Source organism: Pseudomonas sp. FSL R10-1339 (genome assembly GCF_009600545.1).
Lineage (GTDB): Bacteria > Pseudomonadota > Gammaproteobacteria > Pseudomonadales > Pseudomonadaceae > Aquipseudomonas > Aquipseudomonas bubulae.
In genome coordinates, this window is the sequence record NZ_WIVQ01000105.1 from 1 (window position 1) to 16214 (window position 16214).

A 16214-nucleotide genomic window follows, 5' to 3' on the forward strand; every position below is an offset into this window, starting at 1 on the left:
GGCCAGGGCGATCGCGCCGGCGGCTACCAGGTCGGCCGGTGCGGCGCCGTGGTGGGTCGACAGAAACAGGCTATGCCCGGCCTTCTGCAGGTTGCTGGCCATGGGTGAGCCCATGATGCCGGTGCCGATAAATCCGATTTTAGCCATGACAAATCCTCTTGTTTTTCTTAGGGCGATTCAGAGTAGGTGGTCTGATGTGGGAGCGGGCTTGCTCGCGATGGGATCGCTCCCACAGAGTTACACCGCGTTATGGGTCTTGAGCCACGCCAGACCGGCTTCGGTGCTGGTCAGCGGCTTGTACTCACAGCCAACCCAACCCTGATAGCCGATGCGGTCCAGGTGATCGAACAAAAAGCGGTAGTTGATTTCGCCGGTGCCCGGTTCGTGGCGACCAGGGTTATCGGCCAGCTGGATATGGTTGATCTGCGGCAGATGAGTCTGCATGGTGCGGGCCAGGTCACCCTCCATGATTTGCATGTGGTAGATGTCGTATTGCAGGAACAGATTGCTGCTGCCGACCTTTTCCTGGATCGCCAGTGCCTGCTGGGTGTTGTTCAGGTAAAAGCCGGGGATGTCGAGGGTGTTGATCGACTCCATCACCAGCTTGATGCCGACTGCCTGCAGCTTGTCGGCGGCGTATTTGAGGTTGGCGACGAAGGTTTTTTCGACCGTGGCGTCGTCCACGCCCTGGGGGCGGATGCCGGCCAGGCAGTTGATCTGGTCGTTGCCCAGCACTTGCGCGTAAGCGATGGCCAGGTCGACCCCGGCGCGGAACTCTTCAACCCGGTCCGGCAGGCAGGCAATCCCGCGCTCGCCCTTGGCCCAGTCACCGGCCGGCAGGTTGAACAACACCTGGGTCAGTTTATTGGCATCGAGCTGGGCCTTGATGTCGGCCGAGTTGTAATCGTAAGGGAACAGGTATTCAACGCCATGAAAACCAGCGTTGGCGGCCGCTTGAAAACGGACAAGAAAATCCTGCTCGGTGAACAGCATGGACAGGTTGGCGGCAAAACGCGGCATGGTGAACTCCTGCTTTTTGTCCCCTCTCCTCGGGAGAGGGGGTGAGGGCTATAAATTAATCCAGCATCGAAATGGCGGTCGGTGCATCGTTACCCACCAGCGCCAGGTCTTCAAATTCATTTACGCCGTTGATTTCGGTGCCCATCGAGATATTGGTCACACGCTCCAGGATGATTTCCACCATCACCGGTACGCGGAATTCCTTGATCAGTTCCTGGGCCTTGCGCAGGGCAGGCTGGATTTCACTCGGTTCGAACACGCGCAAGGCCTTGCAACCCAGGCCTTGAACGACGGCCACGTGGTCAACGCCATAGCCGTTAAGCTCCGGTGCGTTGAGGTTGTCGAAAGCCAACTGCACGCAGTAGTCCATTTCAAACCCGCGCTGGGCCTGACGGATAAGCCCCAGGTAGGAGTTGTTAACCACCACGTGGATATAGGGCAGGTTGAACTGAGCGCCCACGGCCAGTTCTTCGATCATGAACTGGAAGTCGTAGTCGCCGGACAGTGCCACTACATTGCGATCCGGGTCGGCCTTGACCACCCCCAGCGCCGCCGGAATGGTCCAGCCCAGAGGGCCGGCCTGGCCGCAGTTGATCCAGTGGCGAGGTTTGTACACATGCAGGAATTGTGCGCCAGCAATCTGTGACAAACCGATGGTGCTGACATAGCAGGTGTCTTTGCCGAACACCTGGTTCATTTCTTCGTACACGCGTTGTGGCTTGACCGGCACGTTGTCGAAGTGGGTCTTGCGCTGCATCGTGGCCTTGCGCTGCTGGCAGTCCTGCAGCCAGGCGCTGCGGTTTTTCAGCTTGCCGGCAGCTTTCCATTCGCGGGCTACTTCAAGGAATACCTTGAGCGCGGCACCGGCGTCGGAAACGATGCCCAGATCCGGGTTGAATACCCGGCCGATCTGGGTCGGTTCGATATCCACGTGAATGAACTTGCGGCCTTCGGTGTACACATCCACCGAACCGGTATGGCGGTTGGCCCAGCGGTTGCCGATGCCCAATACCACATCGGACTTGAGCAGGGTGGCGTTGCCATAACGGTGCGAGGTTTGCAGGCCGACCATGCCCACCATCAGCGGGTGGTCATCGGCGATGGTGCCCCAGCCCATCAGGGTCGGAATCACCGGGATACCGGTCAGTTCGGCGAATTCCACCAGCAGGTCGCTGGCGTCGGCATTGATCACGCCGCCACCGCTGACCAGCAGCGGGCGTTCCGCCTGATCGAGCATGGTCAGGGCTTTTTCGGCCTGCAGCCGGTTTGCCGTTGGTTTGGCCAGTGGCAGCGGTTCATAGGCGTCAATGTCGAATTCGATTTCGGCCATCTGCACATCGAACGGCAGATCGATCAGCACCGGGCCAGGGCGCCCGGAGCGCATTTCGTAAAAGGCTTTCTGGAAGGCGTAAGGCACCTGGCCCGGCTCCATCACCGTGGTCGACCACTTGGTGACGGGCTTGACGATGGCGGTGATATCCACCGCCTGGAAGTCTTCTTTGTGCATCCGTGCCCGTGGGGCCTGGCCGGTGATGCACAGAATCGGGATCGAGTCGGCCGAGGCACTGTACAGGCCCGTCACCATATCGGTACCGGCAGGCCCCGAGGTGCCGATGCACACGCCGATATTGCCGGCCTTGGTGCGGGTATAGCCCTCGGCCATGTGCGAGGCGCCTTCGACGTGGCGAGCAAGGACGTGATCGATGCCACCGACCTTTTTCAGGGCCGAGTACAGCGGGTTGATGGCGGCGCCCGGGATACCGAATGCGGTATCGACACCTTCGCGACGCATCACCAGAACGGCGGCTTCGATTGCTCTCATTTTGCTCATTGTTTTGTGCCTCTTACGTTTTGTAATTGTATACAAGTGGCTGTTGAGCGAGTGTATTCATCCTCCGCTGTGCAGGTCAATGGCTTTTATCGATTCGATGGTTGATCACAAGCAAGCCTTGTATTCAGGCTTGTGCGCTGGGTTTTGTTTTTTTGATTGCTGAAAAATTGTATACAAAATAGATTTGTATTGTGTTCTATTGGTGTTATTGAGTGCGCCTCGCGAGGTGCGCCGAAGGCTTTCCATAACAAGATAAGGATGGCAACCATGAGTGCTTTAACCTTGAAAGTCGCTTTAGAACTGACCGCTCAGGCCTTGAGCGTCGGGCGTCAGATCAGTGCTGCGCCGCTGACGGTAGTGGTGCTCGACAGTGGCGGGCATTTGCTGGCGTTGCAGCGCGAAGACGGCGCCAGCCTGCTGCGCCCCAGCATTGCGATTGGCAAAGCCTGGGGCGCGATTGCCTTAGGCAAGGGCTCGCGTCTGCTGGCACTGGACGCGCAACAGCGCCCGGCGTTCTTCGCGGCGCTTAATGGCATGGGGCAAAGTGACGTGGTGCCTGCGCCGGGTGGGGTATTGATTCGTGATGAGGCGGGGCAGGTAATCGGTGCTGTTGGTATCAGCGGCGATACGTCGGATATCGACGAGCAATGCGCGATCAGCGCGGTAGAAGCGCTGGGCCTGCGGGCGGATGCGGGGGTGGCGGTCTGATTTGGGCTGAGTGATTGACCGCCTTCGCGAGCAGGCTCGCTCCCACAGATTGTGCGCAGGGTGGGAGCGAGCCTGCTCGCGAAGGTCCCAGCGTGGTTTATCGGTCCGGTTCGCAGCCCTTCAGCACCAACCGGATAATGGTTTGGGTTGCCGCTTCGTAGTCGCTGTCTTCAAGCTTGGTCTTGCCGGTGATGGCCGAGATCTGCCAGTCGAAGTCGGCGTAGGTCTGGGTTGCCGCCCAGATGCTGAACATCAGGTGGTGCGGGTCGATGGCGGCAATCTGGCCGCGGTCGATCCAGGTCTGGATGCAGGCGATGTTGTGTTGGGCCTGGGCATTCAACAGCTCTACCTGTTTTTCACTCAAGTGCGGGGCGCCATGCATGATTTCGCTGGCGAACACTTTCGAGGCAAAGGGCAGGTCACGAGAAATCACGATTTTTGAGCGGATGTAATTGCTCAATACCGTATTCGGCTCGCCATCGGCGTTGAACGGCGTCGAAGCCCGCAGGATCGGGTCGATAATGCTTTCAAGCACCTCGCGATAGAGGTTTTCCTTGGATTTGAAGTAGTAGTAGACATTGGGCTTGGGCACGCCGGCCTTGGCCGCGATATCGCTGGTTTTGCTGGCGGCGAAACCCTTGTCAGCGAATTCTTCGCTGGCGGCACGCAAAATCAGTTCTTTGTTACGCTCGCGGATACTGCTCATAAACCCGATATGTCCTTGCCTGCTGGGGCGGTCGGGCATGGTAGCACCGGGCTTGCAAGTGGCTCAAGATTGCCGCTTTGCGCGCGGCACGCGCTATGCTTGTGTCCATTCCATCTCTCAGGACGTTTTTCTATGGCTGGCAGTAGCTTGCTGATGTTGCTCGATGATATCGCCGCCGTGCTCGATGACGTCGCTCTGATGACCAAAGTGGCCGCCAAAAAAACCGCCGGGGTGCTGGGCGATGACCTTGCGCTCAACGCCCAGCAGGTATCGGGCGTGCGTGCCGACCGGGAGTTGCCGGTGGTGTGGGCCGTGGCCAAGGGTTCGTTTCGCAACAAGGCGATTCTGGTACCGGCAGCGCTGGCCATCAGTGCCTTTGCGCCCTGGGCGGTGACGCCGCTGTTGATGGTGGGTGGGGCTTATCTGTGTTTCGAGGGTTTCGAAAAGGTCGCCCACAGTTTCACCCACAGCAAGGCCGATGCCCAGAGCCAGCGCCAGGCCTTGCAGGAGTCGCTGGCCGGTGCTGAAGTCGATCTGGCGGCGTTTGAAAAGGATAAGGTCAAGGGCGCCGTTCGTACGGACTTTATCCTGTCCGCCGAAATCATTGCCATCACCCTGGGCATCGTCTCCGACTCACCGCTGATGCAGCAGGTGGTGGTGTTGTCGGGTATCGCCATCGTGATGACAGTCGGGGTATATGGCGTGGTGGGTGGCATCGTCAAACTCGACGATGGTGGCCTGTACCTGAGCAAGAAGACCGGCGACGGCGCCTGGCCGCGGTTCCAGCGCAGCTTTGGCCATGGTGTGTTGAGCGCAGCCCCGTACATGATGAAAAGTCTGACCGTGATCGGCACGGCGGCAATGTTCATGGTCGGCGGCGGTATCCTGACCCACGGTGTACCGCCGTTGCATCATTGGGTTGAAGGCGTTGCGCAAGGCAGCACGCAATGGCTGGGTGTGGTGTCGGTGATTGTGCCGACCCTGCTCAACGCCGTGGCCGGCATTATTGCCGGCGCGGTGGTGTTGGCCGTGGTGTCTGTCGCGAGCAAGGTCTGGCGGGCCATCAAGTCCTAGGCCGCGATGGCACGGGGCAGGGTACTGTCCTGCAGCAATCGATAGCCCAGCACCGCGAACAGCAGCATGACGCCGCCGGCGGCCAGCGACACGCTAAAACCGGCCTGGGCGCCGTACGCGTCCACCACCCAGCCGCCGAGTACCGCACCGAGGGCCACGCCCATGCCCAGACCGGTGATCATCCAGGTCAGGCCTTCAGTCAGCTTGGCAGGTGGGACAATGTTTTCCACCAGGCCCATGGCGGTGATCAGGGTGGGGGCAAAAAACAGCCCGGCGATCAGCATGCCCACGGCCAGGGTGGCGATGCTGTCGGCCCACAGCAGCGGCACCATGGTGATGGATGTGGCCAGGGCGCCGAGCACAAACAGCCTGGGCAGCGGCATGTTCAACTTGAGCATGCCGAACACCAGCCCGGCAGCGCACGATCCCAAGGCGTACATCGACAATACAATGCTTGCGGCAGCCGGTTGGCCCTGATGCTGGGCAAAGGCCACGCTAACCACATCCACCGTTCCCACAATCGTGCCCAGCCCAAGCAGGGCCAACAGCAAAACCACCACGGCGCCCTGGCGTAAAACTGTGCCCTGGTGCTCGCTGCTACGCGGGTGTACCGGTGGTTCGGTGCTGCGTTGCAGCACAAACACGCTGACGCCGATGGCCAGCAGGATGGCTGCCGCCAGTGGTCCGGCCTGGGGGAACAGCGCCACACTCAGGCCCACGGAAATCGGCGGGCCGATAATAAAGCTCACTTCATCGAGTACCGACTCGAACGAGAACGCCGTATGCAGTTTGGGCGAGCCGCGATACAGCTCGGTCCAGCGTGCCCGCACCATTGCCGACATGCTCGGCATGCAGCCCGACAGGGCGGCGAACACAAACAGCGTCCAGTCCGGCGCGCCAAAATGACTGCACAGCAGCAAGGCCAGCAAGGCGCTGACGCCAATGGCGGTGACACCGGGCAGGATGCGGCTCTGGCCGTAGCGGTCGACCCAGCGTGAAATCTGCGGAGCCAGCAGGGCTGTGGCCAGGGCAAAGGTGGCGGCTACGCCACCGGCCAGCCAATAGGAACCTTGCAGTTGCGCCAGCATGGTGATGATGCCGATGCCGACCATTGAGATCGGCATCCGCGCGATCAGGCCCGCACCGCTGAAAGCCTTGGTGCCGGGGGCGCTGAAAATCTCGCGATAGGGGTTGGCCATACAAGCTCCGGAACAGTGTTGGGGATTGCTTTCGTAGCAGCTGTCGAACGCAGCCTTGGGCAGCTGCTACGGGAATGTGTAAGTGCCGGTAATCACATACGCGGCGTATGTAGAAATATACGCATACACAGCGTATGTCAATTAACATACGTCGCGTATCCAAAAATAAAGGTGAAAGGCATGGCGCCCAAAGCGCGGTCGCAAATGATCGAAGAAACCCGTGGCAAGCTGCTTGAGGCGGCTCGCCTGGCATTCAGTACGGTGGGCTATGCCCGGACATCGATGGACGAATTGACGGCTTCGGTCGGGCTGACGCGTGGCGCGTTGTACCACCATTTTGGCGACAAGAAAGGCTTGTTCAAGGCCGTGGCCCAGCAGATCGATGCCGAGCTGGATGCGCAGCTGGCGCAGGTGTTTGAGCAGGCGGACAGCCATTGGCAAGGGTTTAAGGATCAGTGCCGGCTGTATCTGGAGATGGCCCTGCAAGTTGAGGTACAGCGCATTCTGTTGCGCGATGCGCCTTCGGTGCTGGGCTCGCAATATGTGCAGAACACCCAGTCGGTGTGCTGCCTGTCGATGGCGTCGATGTTGCAGGGGCTGATGGACACCGAGGTGATTCAGCGCACCGATCCCGAGGCGCTGGCGCGTCTGATTCAGGGCGGGCTGATGGATGCGTCGTTCTGGATTGCCGAGGCCGACAACCCGCCGCAGCGTCTGGCCGCTGCGCTGGACAGCCTGGACCTGATGCTGCGCGGTTTGCTGCGGGTGCCTGAGCCGCGCTGACGCGGCCCGGGCCCGTGCATCAGAAGTGGTACTTGATCAGCAGGCTGGTGGTGTTCTGATTGGTCTTGAACGCGCCGCTGTCTTCGATGCCGTACTTGTTTTTCCAGTAGTCGTATTCCACACCGACATACAGTTGCTTGGCGCTCCAGCTCAGGGCCTTGCCCAGGTCATATTTAACCTGCGGGTTGAAGTGCAGGTTGGCGTGGTAGGTGCCACGGGAGTTCTCGTCGTTGTCGACCACCCAGTCCATGTAGCCGTCGATCAGCACATCGGAGTTGCCCAGGGGCAGGGTGTAGGACCACACTGGGGTGATCTGCCACACACCTTTGCCGGCGCGGCTGCCTTCCGGGAAGCGTTGGTAGAAGTTCAACTGGAAGTAGTCAAAGCCCGGCACGTTCAGGTCGAAACCCGGACCGATCAGGTAGGCATCGGTATCGCCTTCGCCAAACTCGTAAGTCATGGCCAGCAGCACGTCTTTGATCGGGCCGAATTCAAACTTCTGGTCGAAGATCTTGCCGAACGACAAACGCGGGGTGAATTCACCGTAGTAGGTGTTCGGGCCGACGTTGCCGTCTTTCTTGCCGTTGTAAAAGATACGGTCAAGGAAGAAGAAGTTGTCACCGTACTTCCAGCTGTCAGCATGCTCGAAGGTCATGGTCTGCTGAATTTTTGGATTGACCTGGAAGTCCTTGCCGTACAAGTAAGTCAGGCTATTGGTTTGCCATTGCAGCAGGTCGCCGGCAACTGCCGGAGCCCCGCCCAGCATGCTCCCCGCAAGCATCAGGCCGGTAAGTGTGCGCTTCATTCGGTTAGCTCCAAAATATAGAAAGTTGTGCAAGTAGTGCGAACGTGGCGCTCTGATGTGGCGCCTTGGTTCATGGTTTTAAAAGTTGCCTTTACGGTCAGCTTCAGTGCTTTTAGCAAGTTCGGGGCCATACCTGTTTTATAGCCATGAATAAACCCTCGACTGCGCGTTGGCAGTTGAGTGCAGGGGGCGGCAGGCAGGCCGTAAACCTTTGATATAAAGGCAAAAGTTGGCTTTAAAGTCAGCTTTGAAAAACGTCGCGTTTAAGCGGGCGCGCAGGATACGGGCTCTGGCGCGTGCACTCAAGCGCTCTGTTAAAGCCCAGGGCGGGCATTAACAGAGCATGCACAGTCTAGAGCTTAGAAGTGGACTTTGATCAGGGCACTGGCGGTGTTCTGGTTGGTATCAAGACGGCTGCTGCTTTCGATGCCGTACTTGTCCTTCCAGTAGCTGTATTCAATCCCGACATAGAGCTGTTTTTCACCCAGGTTCAGGGCCTTGCCCAGGTCATATTTGATCTGTGGGTTGAAGTGCAGATTGGAGTGGTAGGTGCCGCGTGAGTTCTGGTCGTTGTCCACCACCCAGTCCATATAGCCGTCGATCAACACGTTGGAGCGGCCCAGGGGGATGGTGTAGGAAAACGACGGAGTGATCTGCCAGACCCCGGTGCCAGGGCGTGGGCCCTCGGTATGGCGGCGATAGAAGTTGAGGGTGAAGTAGTTGAAGCCCGGTACCGCCAGATCAAAGCCCGGGCCGATCAGGTAGGCCTCGCTGTCGCCTTCGCCATATTCATAGGTCATGGCCAGCAGCACGTCCTTGATCGGGCCATATTCGAATTTGCGGTCGAAGATCTTGCCGAACGACAGGCGCGGGCTGAACTCGCCGTAATAGGTGTGCGGGCCTTTGTTGGGGTCTTCTTTGCCGTTGTAGAAAATCCGGTCGACAAACAGGAAGTTGTCGCCGTACTTCCATTTGTCCGCATGTTCGAAAGTGACGGTTTGCTGGATCGACGGGTTGATCGCGAAGTTCTTGCCGTACAGGTAGGTCAGGCTGTTGGTTTGCCATAAAAACAGGTCCCCGGCCATTGTCTGGCTGGTAGCCAAAAGTCCACCTGCGAGCGTGACGCCCCAGTGTTTGCACTTCATGGGTAACTCCCTTTTTTATTGTTTTTGTAAAGCGAGAGCCCCTCTCCCTAGCCCTCTCCCGGAGGAAGAGGGGATTGGTCGTGCGAGCGCTCAGGAACACCCCCGATCAGCCCCCTCTCCCTTGGGGAGAGGGTTGGGGTGAGGGTCAGGGCTCAGTGCTGGTGCACATGCCCGCTCATGGCTGCGCGTTCGGAACCGCCCAGCACATTGAACATCAGGTTCAGGCACACCGCGCTGACAGCGGCCATGGCGATACCGCTGTGGGTGATGGGGTCCATCCACAGTGGCAGGTGGGCGAAAAACTCAGGACGCACCACCGGGATCAGGCCCATGCCGATGCTCACGGCCACCAGCAACTGATTGCGGCGGTCGGCGATGTCGGCTTCCTGGAGGATCTTGATCCCGGTTGCCGCGACCATGCCGAACATGGCAATGGCGGCGCCACCCAACACTGCAGGCGGAATCGAGGCCACCAGGTACGCCGCTTTCGGCAGCAGGCTGAGGGTGATCAGGAAGATACCGGCCATGATGGTTACCGAGCGGCAACGCACGCCGGTCATTTGCACCAGGCCAATGTTCTGGGCGAAGGAGGAGTGGGTGAAGGTGTTGAAAAAACCGGCGATAAAAGAAGCGCCTGCGTCACACAGCAAACCGCGACGCAGCATGCGCGGGGTGACTTCCTGATCGGTGATTTTGCCCAGCGCCAGGAACATCCCGGTGGACTCGACAAAAATGATCACCACCACCAGGCACATCGAAAGAATCGGTGCCAAATGAAACTCCGGCATGCCGAAGTGCAAGGGGGTGACAACCTGGAACCACGGCGTATTGTCCAGCCCGGAGAGGTCGACCATGCCGATGGCGCCTGACAGCACATAGCCCAGGGCCATGCCGATCAAGACCGACACATTGACCCAGAAGCCGCGCATAAAGCGGTTGATCAGCAGGATGGTGCCCAGCACCAGAGCCGCGATGGCCAGGTACACCGGCGAGCCGAATTGCGCCGCAGCACTGCCGCCACCGGCCCAGTTGACCGCAACGGGGAACAGCGACAGGCCGATCGAAGTGATGACAGTACCGGTGACCAGGGGAGGAAAGAAGCGCACCACCTTGGACATAAATGGCGCAATGATCATTCCGAAAAAGCCCGCGGCGATGGTCGCACCGAAGATCCCGGTCAAGCCGATACCCGGCATCCCGGCCATTGCCACCATGCTGCCAACGGCGGCAAAGCTGGCGCCCATCATGACCGGCATGCGAATACCCATGGGGCCGATACCCATCGACTGCACGATGGTAGCGACACCCGCCACCAGCAGGTCGGCGTTGATCAGAAACGCGATCTCTTCACGACTCAGGCCTGCAGCCTGTCCGATGATCAGCGGCACGGCCACGGCGCCGCCATACATCAGCAGCACATGCTGCAAACCGACCAGGATCAGTTGCAGCATGGGTAGCCGCGCCAGCGGGGGCGGGGCGGTCACGGCGGGTATGCGCGGTTCGGTTAAATCGGACATGCAACACCTCGGTCATTTTTATTGTTGTGAGCTAGTGGTGTGTTCTTGCGGCCGCAGCGGGGCTGCGACCGCAAAGGCGGTGCGTCAGTTGGTCCGTGCCCCTGCATTGATCCAGGCGCCGACCAGGTCGCGCTCCTGTTGCGTCATTTGCGTGATGTTGCCCAGCGGCATGATCGGCGTGACAACGGCCTGAGCCTGAATGCGCGGGGCCATCAGCTGGATCTGTTGCGCGGTGTCGAACATCACGCCTGCCGGAGCCGCACTGAACAACGGGCTGCTGGGGGTGGCGGAATGACAGACCGTGCAGCGCTCCTGGATCACCTTGTGGACTTGTTCAAAATCGACGGTGGCCACTGGCGCTGCCGCGGGTGCCTGTGCCGGTGCCGCTGGCGGAGCATCTGCAGCCTTGACGCCGCCCAGGGCGGTTTCCGGCAGCGGTTGGTACTTGATCACCTTGGCGGTTTCTGGCGCTGTCGACACAGGCTTTGGACCGGTAACGTAAGCCAGGCAAATCATGCCCAGGGCTGCGACCGGCAGGGTCCAGGCATATTTGTGGCTGTCGTGGCGGGTGTTGAAGTAGTGACGTACCAGCACTGCCAGCACCGCAATCCCGGCCAGGATCAACCAGTTGTACTGGCTGCCATAGGTGCTCGGGAAGTGGTTGCTGATCATGATGAACAGCACCGGCAAGGTGAAGTAGTTGTTGTGTCGCGAACGCAGCAGGCCTTTGGCCGGCAGTGCCGGGTCAGGGCTGCGGCCTTCCTTGATCGCGGCTACCAGGGCACGTTGTGCCGGCATGATGGTGCGGAATACGTTCCCGACCATGATGGTGCCGATAATGGCGCCCACGTGCAGGTAGGCACCGCGCCCGCTGAACACTTTGCTCAGGCCGAACGCTGCTGCAACCAGCAGCACAAACAGGACGAAACCGAGCAACGCCGGGCGTTTGCCCAGGGCGGAGTCGCACAGAAAGTCGTAAACGAACCAGCCGGCAATCAGCGAGCCGATACCGATGGCAACCGCTTCAGGGCCGCTCATGCTGCTGCCTGGAGCAATCAGGTACAGCGCGGGGTTGAAGTAGAACACCAGACAGAGCAGGGCGATGCCCGACATCCAGGTGAAATAGGCTTCCCATTTAAACCAGTGCAGGTTTTCCGGCATGGTGGGTGGGGCCAGTTTGTATTTTTCGAGGTGGTAAATACCGCCGCCGTGAATCGCCCATAGATCGCCAGCAAGGCCATCCTTGGGGTTGGCCCGGTTAAGGTTGTTCTCCAGCCAGACGAAATAAAACGACGCGCCAATCCAGGCCACACCGGTAATCATATGAATCCAGCGCACGCTCAGATTCAGCCATTCCATTAGATGTGCTTCCACAGTCTTTACCTCTTGCCCGTCACTCTTTTGTGAGTGTTGGACCTTCTCTTATTGGTGGGGGGCGAGGAACAGCAACTGATCCTCTTTAAAGAAATGCTCATCGCAGTTATTGCCGCTGCCACTGCGATCAACCACCAGGAAGTCATCCCGCTTTTCGATCGTCAGCACCGGGTGGTGCCAGACGCCGCGATGGTAATTGATGCCCTGCCTGCCATTACTGACAAAGGCGCGGACCAGGTCCGATACAGGTTCATCGCCAACGGGCGCGACCACGATCAGAAAGGGGTTGCCGAGCAGCGGTATAAAAGCCTGGCTGCCCAGCGGATGGCGCTCCAGCATGCGTACGGTAAATGGCATGTCCTGCGCCTCGGCGCGGAAAATGCTGATGATCGCCTTGTCCTCTGGCGTAGCCGTTTCGACCTCGGCCAGACGGTGAAAGCGCATGGTCGAACCGTTATTGATCATGAAGTGGTCGCTGCCATCGGTTTCAATCACGTCACCGAAAGGGGCGAAGGCTTCTTTGGTCAGAGGTTCAATCATCAATGTGCGCATGGTGGTCTTCTTATTCGGGTTTCTGTGGTGTCAGTTTTGTCGCTATCGCGGGTAAGCCCGCTCCCACAGGATGAATACATTTCAAATGTGGGAGCGGACTTGCCCGCGATGGGTGCAGCGCTTATTTGGCGACTTTGCCCAATACGCGGATGCGGCTTACACCACCATCCGGGAACAGGTTGAGGCGAATGTGGGTGATCGGGCCGAGGTTTTTCAGTTGCTCGCTGTAGGTGTGTTCAGCGTGCATTTCCATTTTTTGGCTCGGCAGCAGTTCACGCCAGAACAGCGACTGGGTTTCGATCTGGCTGTCGGTACCGCCCTTGACGTACGCGCCCTGGATCGAGCAGCTGTCCGGGTAGTTGCCCTTGAAGTGCAGGGTGTCGACGATGATTTTTTCGATCTCGCCCGGGTGGCCCAGCGCGACGATGACCCAGTCATTGCCCGGGGTACGACGACGTGCGGTTTCCCAGCCATCGCCCATATTGATGCCGCGGCCAGGGTTGAGGATGTTGCTCATGCGTCCGAAGTGTTCGTCGGAGCAGGCGAGGGCGCGGCCACCGTTGAGAGCTGCGGCCAGATCGACCTGCTCGTTGTCGCCTACTGCCGACCAGTCACGGAACGGCACGCCGTACACGCGCAGACGCGCTACGCCGCCATCCGGGAAAATGTTGAAGCGCAGGTGGCTGAAGGCCTGGTCATTGTTGATTTCGTGGTAGTGATGGCTGTTGCCCTGCAGCTCGACGGCCGACAGTACTTCCACCCACTGGGTGTTTTCATTCGGTTCGCCCGAGGCCAGGAAGCAGGCTTCCAGCGAGGCCGATGGTGGAAAGTTGCCGGTGAAGAATGAAGTGTCGATGTCCACACCCTTGATCGAGCCCGGAACGCCAAGACGGATGACGGCACTGTCATAGCCTTCGAAGCGCTTGCGGCGGGACTCCCAGCCGTCCATCCACTTGCCGTTGTCATCGAAAACGCCCTCCTTCCATACGGCCGGGGTCGGCTGGAACATGCGGTTGGCGTCGGCAAACCAGTCATCGGTTACCGAAACGATTTTGGTGCCCAGGCGGGCATCGGCCAGGTTGACGAACTTCTCGAAAGGTACGGCGTAAGCTTTCATTCTTCTTGTCTGCCTTTAAATGAGTGGCTGGAGATGCGTCATCGGCGGGTGCCGGTTCGGCTTAGAGCTGGAGTAATCGGAACAGGGCGATCTTGTTGATTTCTGCCAACGCGCACTTGAACTCGACGTCTGCCGGGTTATGGATGCGGGTTTCGAACGCGGCGAGGATCTGGTGCCGGTCGCTGCCTTTTACCGCCATGATGAAGGGAAACTTGAACTTGGCTTTGTAGGCCTCGTTCAGCTCGGTGAAGCGTTGAAACTCTTCGGCCGTGCATTGGTGAATACCGGCGCCAGCCTGTTCATTGGTGCTGGCTTCGGTCAGTTGGCCCTGGACGGCTGCTTTGCCGGCCAGGTCAGGGTGAGCGTTGATCAATGCCAGCTGGCTGGCGTGATCGGCGCTCAACAAAATGTCACTCATGCGCTGGTGCAGGGTTTCGATCTGGTCGACGCTGCTGTCCAGGCCCAGGTCGTAGGCCTTTTCGGCAACCCAGGGCGAGTGTTCGTAGATATCGGCAAAAGCCGCCACGAAGGCTTCACGGCTCAGTTGTGAAGGCTTGAGGGTCTTGAAGGCGCTCATTTGGCGGTCTCGGCAACAAAAGGGTGGGTGGCGTGCCAGTGGCGGGCAATGTCCACGCGGCGGGTGAACCAGACCTGTTCGTGGCCCTTGGCGTACTCAATGAAACGCTTGAGGGCGGCCAGGCGCGCAGGGCGGCCAATGAGGCGGCAATGCAGGCCGATGGAAAGCATCTTCGGCGACTCTGCGCCTTCGGCGTACAGCACATCGAAAGCATCCTTGAGGTACTGGAAAAATTGCTCGCCGGTGTTGAAGCCCTGCACCTGGGTAAAGCGCATGTCATTGGTATCCAGGGTATAGGGGATCACCAGATGCGGTTTGCCGGTGGGATTGTTGGGTTCCCAGTAGGGCAGGTCGTCGTCATAGGTATCGCAGTCGTACAAAAAGCCGCCTTCTTCCATCACCAGGCGCCGGGTGTTGGGACCGGTGCGGCCGGTGTACCAGCCCAGCGGGCGTTCGCCGCTGATTTCGGTGAGGATGCGGATGGCTTCGAGCATGTGTTCACGCTCTTGCGCTTCATCCATGTACTGGTAGTCGATCCAGCGATAACCGTGGCTGCAGATCTCGTGCCCGGCCTCGACCATGGCGCGGATCACATCCGGATGGCGCTGGGCGGCCATTGCCACGGCAAACACCGTGAGCGGAATATCGAACTCGCGAAACAGCTTGAGGATGCGCCACACGCCTGCACGGCTGCCGTACTCATACAGCGACTCCATGCTCATGTTGCGCTCGCCCTGCAATGGTTGGGCTGAGACCATTTCCGACAGAAAGGCTTCAGACTCCTTGTCACCGTGCAGGATGTTGCGCTCGCCGCCTTCTTCGTAATTGAGAACAAAAGACAGGGCGATGCGGGCGTTGCCCGGCCAATGCGGATGTGGAGGGTTTGGACCGTAACCAATCAGGTCGCGTGGGTAGTCAGCGCTCACTGCAGTCTTCCTTATTGTTCGTGGTAACAGTCGATTGGCCAGACCTGGCGTCACTGCGATGAGCTGATTGTATACAACTTTACATTTTATTTGTAACCCTGATTTTTGCTATTTCTACCACGATTTGTACAGAAAGAGTACTTGCAAGAAACCTGCCTGATTGGTCAGTTTATGGGCGAAAGGTCTCTAAGGACTGCGGCTTTGACGATTAATGCCGTGCAGGCCCCGTAGCTTCGGGGGATGCGCAGATTGTCATTTTTAATTGTGTACAATTTTTTTGATAAATGTCTTAATCGTGTCTTCGCCGAGCCTTTTGGTGCGCCAAAAGAGGGCGGCAGCCGTTTTTTTCACGACTCGGGAGGTCGCACAATCAATGGGACGTTTGACTACGCACGTTTTGGATGCCGCACACGGCTGCCCGGGCAGCTCGATCAAGGTCGAGCTGTATCGGGTTGAAGGTTCGGGGCTGGAGTTGGTCGCTACAGCCCTGACCAACAGCGATGGCCGTTGCGACGCGCCGTTGCTGGAGGGGGAGGCCTACCGTTCCGGGGTTTACCAGGTGCAGTTCAGTGCCGGTGATTACTACCGCGCACGGGGTGTGAAATTGCCGGAGCCGGCGTTTCTGGATGTGGTGGTACTGCGTTTCGGGATCAGCGCCGAGCAGGATCACTACCATGTACCGCTACTGATTTCGCCGTACAGCTACTCGACCTATCGCGGTAGCTAATCGTTTTCGATCTGCGCATGTGGTTATTTGCCCGCTCACACTGCGGGCTTTTTTTTGCCTGTCTAAATGCCATGTCCGTAGCAGCAACTGTCTTGCCCAGTCATTTACGTTCGCCATGCTGTGCCGTCGCGCAGCATGGCGTTAAGCCGGATC

At 59.0% G+C, this 16214-nt stretch carries 17 protein-coding genes; 4 read left to right on the forward strand and 13 right to left on the reverse strand.

The genetic code is table 11. From position 1 onward, the window contains the following. From GHO03_RS20960 to gcl, 3 genes are all read right to left on the reverse strand, one after another. Positions 1 to 147, reverse strand: a 147-nt coding sequence (locus GHO03_RS20960) for an NAD(P)-binding domain-containing protein (RefSeq protein WP_178110345.1), incomplete at its 3' end; no start/stop codon positions are given. A 90-nt stretch (positions 148 to 237) separates the two neighbouring features. Further along, positions 238 to 1020, reverse strand: coding sequence for a hydroxypyruvate isomerase (gene hyi / locus GHO03_RS20965; RefSeq protein WP_095002066.1), 783 nt, complete (start codon positions 1018 to 1020; stop codon positions 238 to 240). Between the two features lie 55 nt (positions 1021 to 1075). Then, positions 1076 to 2851 carry a glyoxylate carboligase gene (gene gcl, locus GHO03_RS20970; RefSeq protein ID WP_095002065.1) on the reverse strand — a complete coding sequence of 592 codons (1776 nt, stop codon included), beginning with the start codon at positions 2849 to 2851 and terminating at the stop codon, positions 1076 to 1078. Positions 2852 to 3118: 267 nt separating this feature from the next. Here gcl and GHO03_RS20975 point away from each other — a divergent pair, with 267 nt between their 5' ends. Further along, a complete protein-coding gene (locus tag GHO03_RS20975; protein ID WP_095002064.1) occupies positions 3119 to 3559 on the forward strand; it encodes a heme-binding protein in 441 nt (146 codons plus the stop codon). 97 nt (positions 3560 to 3656) lie between these two features. Here GHO03_RS20975 and GHO03_RS20980 read toward each other — a convergent pair whose 3' ends face one another. Continuing rightward, the gene (locus GHO03_RS20980) at positions 3657 to 4265 is read right to left on the reverse strand and encodes a TetR/AcrR family transcriptional regulator (RefSeq protein ID WP_095021338.1); all 609 of its coding nucleotides are present in this window, start codon (positions 4263 to 4265) and stop codon (positions 3657 to 3659) included. A 132-nt stretch (positions 4266 to 4397) separates the two neighbouring features. On the opposite strand from GHO03_RS20980, the gene GHO03_RS20985 reads away from it, so the two are divergent. Then, a complete protein-coding gene (locus tag GHO03_RS20985; protein ID WP_133143726.1) occupies positions 4398 to 5339 on the forward strand; it encodes a DUF808 domain-containing protein in 942 nt (313 codons plus the stop codon). On the opposite strand, the gene GHO03_RS20990 is transcribed toward GHO03_RS20985, so the two are convergent. Further along, a complete protein-coding gene (locus tag GHO03_RS20990) occupies positions 5336 to 6538 on the reverse strand; it encodes an MFS transporter (protein ID WP_095019576.1) in 1203 nt (400 codons plus the stop codon). The genes GHO03_RS20985 and GHO03_RS20990 overlap by 4 nt on opposite strands. Before the next feature lie 180 nt (positions 6539 to 6718). Between GHO03_RS20990 and GHO03_RS20995 the strand changes: the two genes are divergently transcribed. After that, the gene (locus tag GHO03_RS20995; protein WP_095002060.1) at positions 6719 to 7321 is read left to right on the forward strand and encodes a TetR/AcrR family transcriptional regulator; all 603 of its coding nucleotides are present in this window, start codon (positions 6719 to 6721) and stop codon (positions 7319 to 7321) included. Between the two features lie 19 nt (positions 7322 to 7340). Here GHO03_RS20995 and GHO03_RS21000 read toward each other — a convergent pair whose 3' ends face one another. The 8 genes from GHO03_RS21000 to puuE all read right to left on the reverse strand — a co-directional run bounded on the left by GHO03_RS21000 (position 7341) and on the right by puuE (position 15334). Continuing rightward, a complete protein-coding gene (locus tag GHO03_RS21000) occupies positions 7341 to 8126 on the reverse strand; it encodes an outer membrane protein OmpK (protein ID WP_095002059.1) in 786 nt (261 codons plus the stop codon). A gap of 359 nt (positions 8127 to 8485) precedes the next feature. After that, positions 8486 to 9271, reverse strand: a complete 786-nt coding sequence (locus GHO03_RS21005; RefSeq protein ID WP_153400462.1) for an outer membrane protein OmpK — start codon at positions 9269 to 9271, stop codon at positions 8486 to 8488. A gap of 152 nt (positions 9272 to 9423) precedes the next feature. Then, positions 9424 to 10788 carry a nucleobase:cation symporter-2 family protein gene (locus GHO03_RS21010; RefSeq protein WP_095002057.1) on the reverse strand — a complete coding sequence of 455 codons (1365 nt, stop codon included), beginning with the start codon at positions 10786 to 10788 and terminating at the stop codon, positions 9424 to 9426. Positions 10789 to 10872: 84 nt separating this feature from the next. Beyond that, positions 10873 to 12162, reverse strand: coding sequence for a urate hydroxylase PuuD (locus tag GHO03_RS21015; protein WP_095002056.1), 1290 nt, complete (start codon positions 12160 to 12162; stop codon positions 10873 to 10875). 48 nt (positions 12163 to 12210) lie between these two features. After that, positions 12211 to 12714: an ureidoglycolate lyase gene (locus tag GHO03_RS21020; protein WP_016781501.1), complete on the reverse strand. Its 504-nt coding sequence runs from the start codon at positions 12712 to 12714 to the stop codon at positions 12211 to 12213. Between the two features lie 121 nt (positions 12715 to 12835). Continuing rightward, positions 12836 to 13831, reverse strand: a complete 996-nt coding sequence (gene alc / locus GHO03_RS21025; RefSeq protein WP_086797829.1) for an allantoicase — start codon at positions 13829 to 13831, stop codon at positions 12836 to 12838. Between the two features lie 61 nt (positions 13832 to 13892). After that, positions 13893 to 14408 carry a 2-oxo-4-hydroxy-4-carboxy-5-ureidoimidazoline decarboxylase gene (gene uraD / locus GHO03_RS21030; RefSeq protein ID WP_016781499.1) on the reverse strand — a complete coding sequence of 172 codons (516 nt, stop codon included), beginning with the start codon at positions 14406 to 14408 and terminating at the stop codon, positions 13893 to 13895. Next, on the reverse strand, positions 14405 to 15334 hold the full coding sequence (gene puuE / locus GHO03_RS21035) for an allantoinase PuuE (protein ID WP_095002055.1): 930 nt from the start codon (positions 15332 to 15334) through the stop codon (positions 14405 to 14407). The genes uraD and puuE overlap by 4 nt, the downstream gene beginning before the upstream one ends. Before the next feature lie 373 nt (positions 15335 to 15707). Here puuE and uraH point away from each other — a divergent pair, with 373 nt between their 5' ends. Next, positions 15708 to 16061, forward strand: a complete 354-nt coding sequence (gene uraH / locus GHO03_RS21040; RefSeq protein ID WP_095002054.1) for a hydroxyisourate hydrolase — start codon at positions 15708 to 15710, stop codon at positions 16059 to 16061. Positions 16062 to 16214: the final 153 nt, after the last annotated feature.